Source organism: Paraburkholderia dilworthii (genome assembly GCF_000472525.1).
GTDB lineage: Bacteria > Pseudomonadota > Gammaproteobacteria > Burkholderiales > Burkholderiaceae > Paraburkholderia > Paraburkholderia dilworthii.
This window is the reverse complement of the sequence record NZ_AWZT01000017.1, coordinates 74131-87603: the sequence shown is the minus strand read 5'-3', so window position 1 is coordinate 87603 and position 13473 is coordinate 74131. Positions and strand designations below refer to the sequence as shown.

The following is a 13473-nucleotide window of genomic DNA, read 5'->3' as shown; positions in this document are numbered from 1 at the left end:
GACCTCACTCGCTGCGCAATAAAAAGGATCGGACGCCCAGCGGCGTCCGATCCTTTTTCAACTTACCGGCGTAAAACCAAAGAAGCGCGGAGAAGCACTACATCGTTCAGGCGCCCTGCAACGCCATGCGCTCGCGCAGCTTGACGAGCGCAAGCACCACGTCGATGGTCGGCGTGGGCTCGTTGACGAGACGCCCCATTTCCTGCACGACGGTCAGAAGCGGATCGATTTCCATCGGCCGCCGGTTTTCCAGATCCACGAGGGTCGACGTCTTGTGCGCGCCGACCGCGCCCGCGCCGTCGATGCGCTTTTCCACATCGACCCGAAAGTGCACGCCGAACTGATCGGCGATACGCTTTGCCTCGAGCATCATCGTGCGGGACACCGCGCGCGTGCCGGGGTCGCTCGTGAGCACGTCGAGCGTCGCGTGCGTCAACGCGCTGATCGGGTTGAAGCACAGATTGCCCCACAGCTTGAGCCAGATTTCGTCGCGGATGTTGTCGCGGATCGGCGCCTCGAAACCCGCCGCCTGCATGATGTCGTGCAATTGCTGGATGCGCGGCGTGCGCTCGCCGCTCGGCTCGCCGATGGGGAATTTCTTGCCGTACACATGCTTGATGACGCCTGGTTCGACGATCTCGGCGGCCGGGTACAGAACGCAGCCGATCGCGCGTTCGGGACCGAGCTTCGTCCATTGGCTGCCGTCAGGGTCGACGCTCGCGAGCCGCGTGCCCGCGAACTTGCCGCCGTGCTGATAGAAGTACCAATACGGAATGCCGTTGACGCCGGTCACGATTGCCGTGTGCTTGCCGAGCAGCGGCTGCATGGCGTCGACCACGCCGGGCAGCGAGTGCGCTTTCAAGGTGACGATCACGAAGTCCTGCACGCCGAGTTCGCTCGGGTCGGACGTGCAGCGAACCGGTGCACTGACCGTCTCCCCGTCGATAATCAGACGCGCGCCGTGCTCGCGCATCGCCGCGAGATGCGCGCCGCGCGCGACGAAACTCACGTCCGCGCCGGCGCGTGCCAATTGCACGCCCATCAAACCGCCTATCGCTCCCGCTCCGAAGATACAGATCTTCATGATGCCGCTCCTGTGACTATGAGAAGTCGCTCGCCCACGCCGCGTCACGCCGAGCACGGCGGCGGGTCACTGATTGAGCATAGGGGCGGGAAGACAATACAGATAGTTAAAGTTTCTCGGCGAATGCATTAGGGATTCCTTATGCTTGTGCGCGCTGACCTGTCATGCAGCACCTCAATGGTCACGCGCGCCTGACGAGCAAAAAGCTCAGCCCAATCGCCGCGAGCAAGGCGCCGCAGCATCGATTGAACCAGCGCCTGACGCGCGCGCGTACGAGCCACTTGCCGAGATGCATGCCAGCCCACGAGTACAGCGCGATCGCCACGCATTCGAGCACGAGAAAGCTTGCGCCGAGCACGGCGAATTGCGGCAGCATCGGCTTCGCGATGTCAACGAATTGCGGCAGAAACGCGGTGAAAACCAGTATGGCCTTGGGATTGCCGGCCGCCACGAGGAACTCCTGCCGCACGATTCGCGGAAGCGCTGCGGATTGTTCGTGCGTGATGTCGATCGCGGGCGCGTCGCTGCGCCATAGTTGAATCGCGAGCCAGATCAGGTAAGCGGCGCCCGCGAGTTTGATCGCGAGAAAGAACCACTCCGACGCATGCAGCACGACCGCGAGACCGGTAGCGGCGAGCGCGATCATGGCCGCGAACGCGACGAGCCGCCCAGTACCGCCTAGGAACGCGGTCATGAAGCCGTGCCGCGCGGCCACGTTGATCGACAGAAGATTGTTCGGCCCCGGCGCGAGATTGACGGCGAAGCACGCGGGAAGAAAGAACAGCCAGGCAGTGGTCGACATAAAGCCTCGCAGGGAGTGAACGCGCGGGCGTGGGCGGTGAGCACAAAAGCGGAGCCGAAGAGCGCCGCGTTGCTTCCGATTTTCCGATTGTAGCGAAGCGGACGCGTGCCTCCGCTGGTGTGTGCGCTGACGCGCGTTGCAGGCCGCCTTGGCAGGCGCCCTTGCAGGCCTCAGTTCACCGCATTGATAAACCCGCTATCCCCCACCAACGCGTCGACGCTGAGCTTGACCGTGTCCTCGATCGCGATGGAACTGCTGCTGAATTTCGGCGATTTCCGTTTGACGGTCTTCGTGGTGGAGAACACGACCTTTTGCGTGGCGGCGTCGATCACCACGTAGCGCATCTTCAGAGTCCACAGAGCGGGCGAGCGGACGTCGTCGACGGTGAATTTTTCGATGCTGCCGCTCAGCACTTTCCTGCCATCGTCGAGATGAAAGCCGGCGACCTTCAGGCGATTCGCGATGCTCTCGCGCACTGCCTGGTTGATATCGCTTTTTAGCACCAGGGCAGTCATCGCCGTGTTTTCGATGCGATTCGGCGACACGCGTCCGTCGAGGGCCGGCATGTAGGCAAAATCGCGGGCGGGCGCGACACTGAGCCAACCGGTGGAATGCGGCGCGGCGCGGGGCGGGCTGTTCAGGCCGAACCACGACCATGAGCAGGCGGAGAGCATCAAAGGTAGTGCGATCAGGCCGCAGCCCTTGAGCACGATGTTTCCCACCGTTGCCGGCGTGCACGCTGTCGGGCGCGACAGATGAGACACAAGCGAACCATGCCGCGCCGATTCGGGCGCTGTGCGGGAACAAGCGGCGGTCGAGATCAGAGGAGTGGCCCTTTAAGTGGTGATACATGCCGTTGGAGAACAGCATGGTAACAGCGGCCACCAGCAAGCCATCTTCTAAATAAAACGCGCTGCGACGCCGCCGTCATGAGAAGCCGGCTTTGCCCTGCGTCATATCGACCAACGCGCGCTGTGCGTCGTCGACCGCGTTGACCGGCAAACGGATCGTCATCTTCACGAGCATTGCATGCGCGGTATCGGCGAGTGCGTAGTCTTGGGCTTCGACCCATCGCCGCACTTTCGCTTCGTCGGCGTAACCGACTTCGACGGTGAGCGACCCTTGAGCAATCCGCTCGACTCGCGGCGCATCCAGAAGCGCTGACGCGATGGCCTCGGTGTAGGCGCGCACGAGGCCGCCTGCGCCGAGCTTCACGCCGCCGTAATAACGGACGACGGCGGCCAGCACGCCGTCCAGATCGTGATGCCGCAGCACTTCGAGAATCGGCCGGCCGGCGGTGCCGGACGGCTCGCCGTCATCGGACATGCCGGACTGTCCGCCTGCGAGCAGCGCCCAGCAAACGTGCGTCGCGGCGGCGTGCTGCTCGCGCAGACGGCGCAGTTCGTCCATCGCGGCGTCGCGATCCTCGACGGGTATGGCATACGCAATGAACCGGCTCTTGCGGATCTCGAGTTCGTGGATGTGCCGCGTCGACAGCGTGTAAGTCACCTGGTGATTCCAGTCAATTACATGAATGAAGAGCTCATGCGCCGCGTTTGAGCTCGAGACTCGAATCATAGCCAGTTTGCGACCGTAGCCGGTAATAGGCGAGAGAGGCGAGAGAGGCGAGAGAGGCGAGAGACCGCGCGAGATCGAGCCGGTGCGCAAATATCGCGGCACGACGATTTGACTCTGTTCGGCCATCCGCGCGGCAAAACGCGACATGGCACGCTATGGCGCGGGCAAGCGCGGTACGTGCGGTGCACATGTACACTAGCCGAACAGTCCGTTTCGATCGGACGGGCGCAAATCAATCTGGAGACACCATGCTTGAGTTATCCGCGTTAGGCACCTTCGTTGCCGTTGTACTCGGGCTCTTTCTCATTCCCGGACCCGCTGTACTGCTCGTCTTGACGCGCACGGTTCACGGAGGACGCAAGGCGGGCATCTTCACCGGGCTTGGTATTGCAGTCGGCGACTTCATCCACACGCTCGGCGCGGCAGTCGGCCTTTCGGCGCTGCTGATGACGTCGGCGCTCGCATTCAACGCGGTCAAGTGGATCGGCGCGGCTTATCTGATCTATCTCGGCATTCGGGCGTTGCGCGAAAAGCAGAGCAGCGCAAATGTGCCCGCGAGCGCGCCGGTGTCCGCATCGAAAGCATTCTTCCAGGCGATTCCCGCCGAAGTGCTGAACCCGAAGACCGCGCTTTTCTTCCTCGCGTTTCTTCCGCAGTTCGTTCATCCCGAACATGGCTCCACGTTTTTGCAGTTCGCGACGTTAGGGCTGATTTTCGTCGGCACGAGCGCGCTTTACACGACGCTGATCGTGTTGACGATTCGTCCGCTCGGCAAGCTCGTGAAACGCTTGACGTGGCTGCGCCGCTGGCAGAACAAAATTATCGGCGTGCTGTTTATTTCGCTCGGCCTGCGCGTGGCCGCGCAAACGCGCTGAGCGCTCGCGTCTCGCTACGGTTAGACGTTGCGGCGCTGTCTTCTTAAACGCCCTTCGCGTGCATATTCCATTTGTTCCTGCGTGCGCACGGCGAGCCTTTCCTGCTCCGCGCGGCTGATTTGCCGCGTGTCGTCGATCTCGCCCACGCGCAGTACCTCCTGCGCGAGCCTGATACGCAACGTCATGAGCGGTTCGCCGCGTTCGACCAGCGTGCGATCTGTGGCGCGCGCCTGTTGCACCCCGCAATCGATCAGGTTGCGCAGCTCCAGCAGCGTCAGCCGTTGGCGTTGAATTTCGAGGATGAGCCGTTGAACGGCGCGCTCGTCACGCGCGCGCCACCAGGCGCGCAGCTCGGCAAGCGTGGGAGGCTCGAAAGGTGGAAGGCGCATTGCTCAGACGAAAAATACTGTATATATGTACAGTATATCGCGACTTTTTACGGGAACACGTAGCGTTTGCGGGCAACGGCGAAAGAGGCTTGTAGCCCGCCTGCCACTCAGTTCAGCGCGAGCATGACGGAAGCCACCATCACGACGACGGCAAGACACACGGCGACGAGCAGATCGTATGGATAGCGCATCATGCTTCCACGATAGGAAAGGCAAAGACGCTCATCATAGGCAACGCTTTCGCGTTTGACTGTCAGACATTGCAAGAGAGACGAGATGAACGACATCACAGCTTCCGCAGCCACGCCGGCGCGCCGCATCGAGCTCTGGTTCGACTTCGGCAGCAATTACAGCTACCTGAGCGTCATGCGTATAGAGGCTGAGGCTGCGGCGCGAGGTGTCAGCGTTGATTGGCGGCCGTTTCTGCTCGGGCCGATTTTTCGTGCGCTCGGTTTCGACAATTCTCCGTTCGTGCTGCAAAAGGAGAAGGGCGCCTACGTGTGGAAGGATATGGAGCGGCAGTGCCGCAAATACGGCATTGCGCTGACACGTCCGAGCGTTTTTCCGCGAGCCGCCTTGCTGGCGATGCGCGTGGCGTTGCTCGGCGCGCAGAGCGAATGGATCGCCGCATACTGCCGCGAGATCATGCAGCAAAATTTCGTGCATGACCGCGATATCGGTTCGATCCAGGTAGTGAGTGAAGCGCTCGCGAAACTGGGCTTGCCCGCGCAACCGATCATTGCCGAGGCGCAAAGCGACGCGAACAAGCTGCGTCTGCGCGAACAGACTGAAACTGCCGCGACGAAGGGCATTTTCNGCGCGCCGACGTTCTTCGTCGGCGATGAAATGTTCTGGGGCAACGACCGGCTCGAAGATGCGTTGGACTTCTGCTATTCGTCGCCGTGCTGACAGAAGCGCCGGCCGGGCACATGCGATACGACGGCCTGCGCAATTTCCAGCGGTGTGCTCTCGGCGGGCACGACGCGGCGGCTCGCTTCGGGCGTGTGCTTCATGGTCCATTCGACGAGCCGGTACGAACGCCCCCAAGGCGGTTGCAGCGGGTCGGAGACCTTGCATGAGTGAATCTGCCGGGCCCATTCGTTGTCGGGCATCGCACGCAGATGCTCGAATACCGTGTTCTCAACCATGATTTGACCTCATTCTTTTTTGGCAGGCATGCGGCCCATGCTCGGGTACGTCGGCAAACATCGCTGAAAAAAACGCCGCCGATGATCTGGCGGCTCAACAGGGGATGTTGAGCCGCATGGTTGCAGCAAAGAATTAAGCGAGACTTAAGATCGCGCAAAAGCGAAGACTGTGTGCGGCGCTTGTGGCTTCGCTCAGCCTGTGAGCCTGGCACCGCTGATGACTGATAACGTGACCTACTCCGCCCAAACGCCGCTCTCCGATCGTCTTCGCTCGCTTGTCGATACCGTGCAGCACAACGAACGCACGCTACGGCGTTTTCAGGACGTCGAGGTGCGTTTGATCGGCGCCCAGGCTTTCGCGTCGTTCCTCGATACCCTGTTCGGTCACTTGCCGCGCGAGTTCCTGTTATCGACCGTCACGCTATGGCTCGACGAGCGCGCGCCGTTGCTCGTCGAACTTGATCCCGCTGCGTTGCGCGCGACGGATCGTGCAGCTTCGCCGGCTACATGCGCCGGCCAGGCTACATGCTGATTCCTGTCACGCATCTGGCGGCACGCCGAGCAGTTGCAGTGCGCCGCGGGTCACCGCGCTAAACACCGGGCCCGCGACGGTGCCGCCATAGAACGCCTTGCCGGCCGGATCGTCGATCATCACGGCGACGATCAGCCGCGGGTCGCTCATGGGCGCCATACCGACGAAGAGCGCACGGTAGCGGTTCTTTGCATAAGTCGCGCCGACCTGTTTGCGCGCGGTGCCGGTCTTGCCGCCGACGCGATAGCCTTCGACGGTCGCGGCGCGCCCCGTCCCGCCATCGCCGGTAGCCATTTCCAGCATCGAACGGATCGCGCGGGCGGTGCCTGGCGTGGTGACCGCGTGGCGCGTTTGCGCAGCGGAGCCTGCGGCATGGCCGCTTGCGTCCGCGGTATCGCGCACCAATCGCACCGGGTGCATCGTGCCGTCGCCGGCATAGGCGGTGTAGATCTGTGCGATTTGCAGTAGCGACGCCGAGAGTCCGTAGCCATATGCCATCGTCGCCTGCTCGATCGGGCGCCAGCGTTTGTATGGACGCACCTTGCCCGATGCCACGCCCGGAAAGGTCAGATCGGGCCTCAGGCCGAGTCCGTATTCCTGATACTTGCTCCAGATTTTCTCGGCCGGCAGATTGAGCGCGAGCTTGGCGAGCGCGATATTGCTCGACTTCTGCACTGCTTCCGCGACGGTCATCACGCCGTGATTCGACGTATCGTGAATCACGGCAGGACCGATCTTGTACCAGCCCGGCGCGGTGTCGATGACGCTTTGCGGCCGCACCTTGCCCTCGTCGATGGAAAGCGCGACGACCACCGGCTTGATTGTCGAGCCCGGCTCGAAGGTGTCGACCACCGCGCGATTGCGCAATTGCCGGCCGGTCAGACGCGCGCGGTCGTTCGGATCGAAACTCGGATAATTGGCGAGCGCGAGAATTTCTCCGTTGCGCGCGTCGAGCACGACGACGCTGCCGGCTTCCGCGCGATGCTTCGCAATCGCTTCCTTTAACTGCCCGTACGCGAGTTGCTGAATGCGCCGGTCGATGGTCAGATGGATAGTTTCGCCGTTCTGCGCGGGCACGAGCGGGCGCGTCTCGGACACCACGCGGCCGAGCCGGTCGCGGATCACTTCGCGATGGCCGGGCACGCCGAGCAACTGCTCGTTGGCGGCGAGCTCGACGCCTTCCTGACCGTTGTCCTCGATGTCGGTGAAGCCGACTACGTGCGCCGCCGATTCGCCTTCGGGATAAAAACGCTTGGAATCCGCGATCTGCGTGATGCCTGCGAGTCCGAGCTTCGACAGATGACCGGCGGTATCGGCATCCACCTGACGCTTGAGCAGCACAAACGTCTTGTCGCCGTTCAAACGGCGGCGCAGTTCCGCGAGCGGCAGATCGAGCAGTTTCGAGAGCGGCGGCAACGCGGCTTCGTCGAGTAGTTTCGGCGACGCCCAGATCTCGTAAGTCGCGAGACTGACCGCGAGCATCGAACCATTGCGGTCAACAATGCGGCCGCGCGTTGCATCCAGTTCGATCGTGCGTTGATAGCGCTTTTGCCCCTGGTCCACGTAGAAGTCGCGGTTCATCACCTGCACCCAGAACGCGCGGCCTGCGAGCGCGGCAAACGCGCCGAACACCAGCACGACGATGAGTTTGGAGCGCCACATCGGCAGGCGCGCGACCAGCAACTGGTTCTTCGCGACCGGCGCATAAGGATCGCGCGGTTGAGACTTTTTCTTCTGGATCATGGATACGGATAAACAGCGGATTGACTTGCATCGCTCAAAAGGCGGCGCGGCTCATTGTAATGAGAACGTAATCCGTATGGGCGATTACTGCAAGCGAACTCGCGCGACAGGCGAAAAAAAGCCGCCCGGATCTGAAGATCCGGGCGGCTGGTTTTTTGCGTTCGCTGATGTGCCGTCGTGCCTCGTGTCCCGCCGCGTTCTGCCGTGTTCTCACGCGTTTGATCGATGCGCGGGGTTTCGGCGCAGCATGTCGATGAGGCGCTCTTCGTCTGTCGAGCGCCTTCTTTTTCATGCGTGTGCGTTCACCTTCAGGCCGGCAGCGCGAAGCTCGAAATCGCTTCGCGCAATACGCCCACCTGATCTTTCAGCGAATGCGCTGCTGCGGCGGCCTGTTCGACGAGCGCCGCGTTCTGCTGCGTGACCTGATCCATTTCGCCGACCGCGCGATTCACCTGCTCGATGCCCGCGCTTTGTTCGCGCGATGCATTGCTGATTTCCTCGAGAATCTCGTTCACGCGACGCACCGATTGCACGATCTCGCCCATCGTCGAACCTGCATTCGACACGAGCGACGCGCCGGCTTCGACGGTGTTCGTCGACGTCTCGATCAGCGCCTTGATCTCCTTGGCGGCCGTGGCCGAGCGTTGCGCGAGGCTGCGCACTTCCGCGGCGACGACTGCGAAGCCGCGGCCCTGTTCGCCGGCGCGAGCCGCTTCCACCGCCGCGTTCAACGCGAGAATGTTGGTCTGAAACGCGATGCCGTCGATCACGCCGATGATGTCGCCGATCTGTCGCGAGCTCGTTGTGATCTCGCCCATCGTGCGGACCACGTCATCGACCACGCGGCTGCCGCGCGTGGCGACGTCCGCGGCCTGACCTGCGAGGTGCGCCGCCTGCAGCGCGCTGTCCGCGTTCTGCTTCACGTTGACCGTCATCTGATCCATGCTCGACGCGGTCTGCACCAGCGCGGCGGCCTGTTCCTCTGTGCGTTGCGACAGATCGGTGTTGCCCGCGGCAATTTCGGTTGCGCCGATGTTGATGTTCTCGGTGCCGATACGCACGCGCGAAACGGTGTCGACGAGACCGGCCTGCATGGTTTGCAGTGCATGCAGCAGGCTGCCGGCGTCGTTCTCCTTGACGGGCACGCGGGCCGCGAGGTTGCCGCGCGCCATCAACTGCGCATGTTCGACGGCCACTTCGAGATCGCCGCCGAGCGAGCGGCGAATACTGCGCAACACGAACAGCATGATGCCCGTGGCGATCGCGCCGAGCGCGACGGTGATCGCGAGCCAGCGCAAAAGACTTGCGTAGAACGCGCGCTGCACGTCGTCCATGTACATGCCGGTGACTACATACCAGTCCCACGGCTGGAAGTGCTGCGAATAGCTCGTCTTGGCTACCGGCTTCTCGCTGCCGGGTTTGGCCCACAGATAGTCGACAAAGCCGCCGCCTTCGTGATTGCCCGCGTTGACGATGTCCACGAACAGATGGTTGCCCGCCGGATCGGCGAATTGCGCGAGGTTCTTGCCGACCATTTCTTTCTTGAATGGATGCATCAGCATGACGGGCTGCGAGTCGTTCACCGAGATGTAGCCGTCCTTGCCGTAGCGCATCGACTCGAGCGTTGCGAGCGCCTGTTTCTTCGCTTCGTCTTCGGTTATGGCGTGCTGTTGCGCCAGCGCGTAGTAGCGGCCGACGACGTGGTTCGCCTGGTCGATCAACGACGCGAGTTGATCGCGCCGGTCGGCGATCATCGACGCACGGTTTTGCCATGCGCCGAAGCCGCCGATCAGGATCAGGCCGAACCAGAGCACAGCGATCATTGAGGCCAGTTTTTTGTTCAGAGTCATAGCAGTGGGTCGTGCTTTTGCAAAGGGTCGATCGGATTGGCTTTTTGCTTTTCGCTGACTGTGTTTACGGCAGCCTTCAGTTTTCTCCTGAGGGCAGGGGAAACCCGCTGTTTCACTGCGCATTTCGTCTGACTAAATCGCGACCTCTGCATCTTTTTGCAGGCCGTATACATTGGGATTTATCCGGACGCGACGGCGTTTAAAATTCGATTATCAAATTAATTAGGAACGGTATTTACGGGAGTTTTTATTTTTTAATCTGAATTAGCCTCAAGAAAATAAACTGAACCGCAAACGGCGACATGGTTTTCGAAGTCCGCGTTTCTACGAATTTGCGACAACCCAACGCCGGCATGGACGAATGTCAAGATTCCACAAAACGCCAATTATCTGCAAAGCGTCGGTGGCCACGGTTCTTTGCAAAAAACGACACATTTTTCCACTTAACGGCAAAGTGAAACACGGGCGGTCGTGTAAATGACGAGTAAATGAAAATTCCGCTATAGTCGCCATTTTCCAGTCGCCAGCCGGGCAAAAAGAGCGCCAATAAGCCCGCCACAAGGAGTACAGAAAATGAATGCCCGCGAACCCGCCTTCGTCTCCGCTTCCCGCAGCGCGCGTCTGCGTCAGATGCTTGTCAGCAACGAACTCGAGTTCATGATGGAGGCCCATAACGGCCTGTCCGCGCGCATCGTCCGTGAAGCCGGCTTTAAGGCGATCTGGGGCTCGGGCCTCGCGATCTCGGCGCAATTCGGCGTGCGCGACAACAACGAAGCAAGCTGGACGCAAGTGGTCGACAACCTCGAATTCATGGCCGACGCGAGCGACCTGCCGATTCTTCTGGACGGCGACACCGGCTACGGCAATTTCAACAACGTGCGCCGCCTCGTGCGCAAGCTGGAACAGCGCGGCATTGCCGGCGTATGTATCGAAGACAAGCAGTTTCCGAAGACCAATAGCTTCATCAACGGCGAAGCGCAGCCGCTCGCCGATATCGACGAATTCTGCGGCAAGATCAAGGCCGGCAAGGACTCGCAGACGGACGAAAACTTTTCGATCGTTGCGCGCGTGGAAGCGCTGATCGCAGGCTGGGGCATGGAAGAGGCGCTGCGCCGCGCGGAAGCCTACCGCCAGGCCGGTGCCGACGCGATCCTGATTCACAGCAAGCTGTCGCGCCCGGACGAAATTCTCGAGTTCGCGCGCGAATGGGCCGGACGCGGGCCGCTCGTCATCGTGCCGACCAAGTACTACAGCACGCCGACGGAGGTCTTTCGCGAAGCCGGCATCAGCACGGTGATCTGGGCGAACCATCTGATTCGCGCGGCCACGTCGGCCATGCAGGCTGTGGCGCGAGAAATTCATTCGAGCGAAACGCTCGTCAATGTCGAAGACCGCATTGCCGGCGTCAACGAAATTTTCCGCTTGCAGGACGCCGACGAATACTCGGAAGCCGAAGACCGCTATCTGTCGAACAGCCGCGCGGCGGGCTCCGCCGTCGTGCTCGCGGCGAGCCGCGGCAAGGGCCTCGAAGCCGTCACCGAAGACCGGCCGAAAGTCATGCTGCCGATCGCCGGCAAGCCGCTGTTGCGCTGGCTCGTCGATGCGTTCAAGAAGCAGGGCGTCAACGACATTACCGTGGTCGGCGGTTATCGCGCCGATGCAATCGACACCGCCGGCATCAAGCTCGTCGTTAATGAGAAGCATGCGCAGACCGGCGAACTCGCGTCGCTCGCATGTGCGCTTGACAAGCTCGCGGGCGACACGGTGATCTCGTACGGCGATCTGCTGTTCCGCAGCTATATCCTGCGCGACCTGGTGGAGAGCGAAGCGGCGTTCAGCGTGGTGGTGGATTCGTCGCTGACCGATGCGGAAAACGCCAGCGTGCGCGACTTCGCGTGGTGCTCGGCGGCCGACGACCGGGGTCTCTTCGGCAACAAGGTCGTGCTGCGTCATGTGTCGAGCGGGAAGGACGCGTCGTCGGCGATTGCCGCGCAGGCGCCGCATGGCCGCTGGGTCGGCCTCCTGAACGTACGCGGGGAAGGGCGCGAGCGTCTTCAGGCGGTCATGCAGCAGTTGCAGGCGCGTGCCGATTTCGCGTCGCTCGATATGCCCGCGTTGCTGAATGCGCTCATCGAAGCCGGTGAATCGATCGAAGTGCAATACGTGCACGGCCACTGGCGCGGTGTCAACGATCTCGAAGACTTCCGCCGCGCCGGCGACTTCGCGCATGGACAGACGCCGCTTGCGGCGTCTATCGGCACTGCGGCAGCTGACGCAGCGAACGGGGCCGCGCAATGATCGACGCGGCACAGTTCGTCGAGGCGGCGCGCGAACGCGGCTTTGACTGGTATGCCGGCGTGCCGTGTTCGTACCTGACGCCTTTCATCAACTACGTGTTGCAGGACGAGTCGCTGCACTACGTGTCGGCGGCCAATGAAGGCGACGCCGTCGCGTTGATCGCGGGCGTCACGCTCGGCGCACGGGGCACGCACGCGGGCCGCCGCGGCGTCACGATGATGCAGAACTCCGGCCTGGGCAACGCGGTGAGCCCGCTGACCTCGCTCACGTGGACTTTCCGTTTGCCGCAATTGCTGATCGTCACGTGGCGCGGCCAGCCGGGCGTGGCCGACGAACCGCAGCACGCGTTGATGGGCCCCGTCACGCCCGCAATGCTCGACACGATGGAAATTCCATGGGAGACGTTTCCCACCGAAGCCGACGCGATCGGCCCAGCGTTGGATCGCGCCATCGCGCATATGGACGAAACGGGCCGCCCGTACGCGCTCGTCATGCAAAAGGGCAGCGTTGCGCCCTACGAGTTGAAGGCGAGCGACGCCGGCGCGGGCCGCGTGCCCGTTGTGGCGCGTTCGCGGTTCACCAACGTCGCGGCGAGCGAACTCGCATCACGTCATGACGCATTGAAGAAGGTGATCGCGCACACGCCCGTCGAATCGACGGTGGTGCTCGCGTCGACCGGTTTTTGCGGACGCGAGCTCTATGCAATCGACGATCGTCCGAATCAGTTGTACATGGTCGGCTCGATGGGCTGCGTGACGCCGTTCGCGCTCGGTCTTGCGCTCGCGCGTCCGGATCTGCATGTCGTCGCGCTCGACGGCGACGGCGCCGCGTTGATGCGCATGGGCGCGTTTGCGACGCTCGGCGCTTACGGCCCGTCGAATCTTACGCACGTGCTGCTCGACAACGGCGCGCACGACTCGACGGGCGGACAGGCGACGGTGTCGCCGCAAGTTTCGTTCGCAGGCGTGGCCGCGGCATGCGGTTATGCGTCGGCGGTCGAAAGCGACGATCCGGCCGTGCTCGACGAGTTGTTCGAAGCACCGCCGCTCGACGGCCCGCGTTTCGCGCGCCTCGTCATTCGCCGCGGTACGCCTGACGGCTTGCCGCGTCCCACCATCACTCCGCCCGATGTGAAGACGCGCCTGATGCGCCACATCGGCGCCGCTTGAAACCA

13 protein-coding genes and 1 pseudogene are annotated in these 13473 nt (G+C 62.3%); 5 read left to right on the top strand and 9 right to left on the bottom strand.

Translation table 11 applies throughout. The annotated features are described in order from the left end of the window. Nucleotides 1–106: 106 nt before the first annotated feature. The 4 genes from F759_RS0116845 to F759_RS0116830 all read right to left on the bottom strand — a co-directional run bounded on the left by F759_RS0116845 (nt 107) and on the right by F759_RS0116830 (nt 3395). A complete protein-coding gene (locus tag F759_RS0116845; RefSeq protein ID WP_027800897.1) occupies nt 107–1084 on the bottom strand; it encodes a 2-dehydropantoate 2-reductase in 978 nt (325 codons plus the stop codon). A gap of 181 nt (nt 1085–1265) precedes the next feature. Next, nucleotides 1266–1886, bottom strand: a complete 621-nt coding sequence (locus F759_RS0116840; protein ID WP_027800896.1) for a LysE family translocator — start codon at nt 1884–1886, stop codon at nt 1266–1268. Between the two features lie 170 nt (nt 1887–2056). Beyond that, on the bottom strand, nt 2057–2596 hold the full coding sequence (locus tag F759_RS0116835; protein ID WP_027800895.1) for a hypothetical protein: 540 nt from the start codon (nt 2594–2596) through the stop codon (nt 2057–2059). 217 nt (nt 2597–2813) lie between these two features. Then, nucleotides 2814–3395 (bottom strand): IMPACT family protein, encoded by a 582-nt coding sequence (locus F759_RS0116830; RefSeq protein WP_027800894.1) that lies wholly within the window; start codon nt 3393–3395, stop codon nt 2814–2816. 317 nt (nt 3396–3712) lie between these two features. Between F759_RS0116830 and F759_RS0116825 the strand changes: the two genes are divergently transcribed. Further along, nucleotides 3713–4339 (top strand): LysE family translocator, encoded by a 627-nt coding sequence (locus tag F759_RS0116825; RefSeq protein ID WP_027800893.1) that lies wholly within the window; start codon nt 3713–3715, stop codon nt 4337–4339. Nucleotides 4340–4359: 20 nt separating this feature from the next. Here the strand turns inward: F759_RS0116825 and F759_RS0116820 are convergent, their stop codons facing one another. Together F759_RS0116820 and F759_RS42180 are read right to left on the bottom strand one after the other, a co-directional pair. Beyond that, nucleotides 4360–4728 (bottom strand): hypothetical protein, encoded by a 369-nt coding sequence (locus F759_RS0116820; RefSeq protein WP_027800892.1) that lies wholly within the window; start codon nt 4726–4728, stop codon nt 4360–4362. Nucleotides 4729–4835: 107 nt separating this feature from the next. Next, nucleotides 4836–5015, bottom strand: coding sequence for a hypothetical protein (locus F759_RS42180; protein WP_152530656.1), 180 nt, complete (start codon nt 5013–5015; stop codon nt 4836–4838). On the opposite strand from F759_RS42180, the gene F759_RS0116810 reads away from it, so the two are divergent. Further along, nucleotides 5005–5637, top strand: coding sequence for a 2-hydroxychromene-2-carboxylate isomerase (locus F759_RS0116810; RefSeq protein WP_027800891.1), 633 nt, complete (start codon nt 5005–5007; stop codon nt 5635–5637). The genes F759_RS42180 and F759_RS0116810 overlap by 11 nt on opposite strands. Here F759_RS0116810 and F759_RS0116805 read toward each other — a convergent pair. Then, entirely contained in the window at nt 5619–5876 is a 258-nt protein-coding gene (locus F759_RS0116805) for a DUF2866 domain-containing protein (protein WP_027800890.1), read from the bottom strand. The genes F759_RS0116810 and F759_RS0116805 overlap by 19 nt on opposite strands. Nucleotides 5877–6105: 229 nt before the next feature. Here F759_RS0116805 and F759_RS0116800 point away from each other — a divergent pair. Next, nucleotides 6106–6369, top strand: a pseudogene (locus F759_RS0116800) (sensor domain-containing diguanylate cyclase); the annotation flags it as partial. 45 nt (nt 6370–6414) lie between these two features. On the opposite strand, the gene F759_RS0116795 reads toward F759_RS0116800, so the two are convergent. Both F759_RS0116795 and F759_RS0116790 read right to left on the bottom strand, forming a co-directional pair. Next, complete coding sequence (locus tag F759_RS0116795) at nt 6415–8151, bottom strand: peptidoglycan D,D-transpeptidase FtsI family protein (RefSeq protein WP_027800888.1); 1737 nt, start codon at nt 8149–8151, stop codon at nt 6415–6417. Between the two features lie 308 nt (nt 8152–8459). Next, nucleotides 8460–10001: a methyl-accepting chemotaxis protein gene (locus tag F759_RS0116790; protein WP_027800887.1), complete on the bottom strand. Its 1542-nt coding sequence runs from the start codon at nt 9999–10001 to the stop codon at nt 8460–8462. A gap of 573 nt (nt 10002–10574) precedes the next feature. Here F759_RS0116790 and aepX point away from each other — a divergent pair. Further along, a complete protein-coding gene (aepX, locus tag F759_RS0116785; RefSeq protein WP_027800886.1) occupies nt 10575–12299 on the top strand; it encodes a phosphoenolpyruvate mutase in 1725 nt (574 codons plus the stop codon). Then, complete coding sequence (aepY, locus tag F759_RS0116780) at nt 12296–13468, top strand: phosphonopyruvate decarboxylase (RefSeq protein WP_027800885.1); 1173 nt, start codon at nt 12296–12298, stop codon at nt 13466–13468. Before aepX ends, aepY begins: the two co-directional genes overlap by 4 nt. The last annotated feature ends 5 nt before the right edge of the window (nt 13469–13473 follow it).

What these genes read in the sequence shown, in the direction of transcription:
- F759_RS0116805 (WP_027800890.1), bottom strand. Translation starts at nt 5,876, where the DNA reads ATGGTTGAGAACACGGTATTCGAGCATCTGCGTGCGATGCCCGACAAC.
- F759_RS0116840 (WP_027800896.1), bottom strand. Translation starts at nt 1,886, where the DNA reads ATGTCGACCACTGCCTGGCTGTTCTTTCTTCCCGCGTGCTTCGCCGTC.
- F759_RS0116795 (WP_027800888.1), bottom strand. Translation starts at nt 8,151, where the DNA reads ATGATCCAGAAGAAAAAGTCTCAACCGCGCGATCCTTATGCGCCGGTC.
- aepY (WP_027800885.1), top strand. Translation starts at nt 12,296, where the DNA reads ATGATCGACGCGGCACAGTTCGTCGAGGCGGCGCGCGAACGCGGCTTT.
- F759_RS42180 (WP_152530656.1), bottom strand. Translation starts at nt 5,015, where the DNA reads ATGTCGTTCATCTCGTCTCTCTTGCAATGTCTGACAGTCAAACGCGAA.
- F759_RS0116790 (WP_027800887.1), bottom strand. Translation starts at nt 10,001, where the DNA reads ATGACTCTGAACAAAAAACTGGCCTCAATGATCGCTGTGCTCTGGTTC.
- F759_RS0116845 (WP_027800897.1), bottom strand. Translation starts at nt 1,084, where the DNA reads ATGAAGATCTGTATCTTCGGAGCGGGAGCGATAGGCGGTTTGATGGGC.
- aepX (WP_027800886.1), top strand. Translation starts at nt 10,575, where the DNA reads ATGAATGCCCGCGAACCCGCCTTCGTCTCCGCTTCCCGCAGCGCGCGT.
- F759_RS0116820 (WP_027800892.1), bottom strand. Translation starts at nt 4,728, where the DNA reads ATGCGCCTTCCACCTTTCGAGCCTCCCACGCTTGCCGAGCTGCGCGCC.
- F759_RS0116825 (WP_027800893.1), top strand. Translation starts at nt 3,713, where the DNA reads ATGCTTGAGTTATCCGCGTTAGGCACCTTCGTTGCCGTTGTACTCGGG.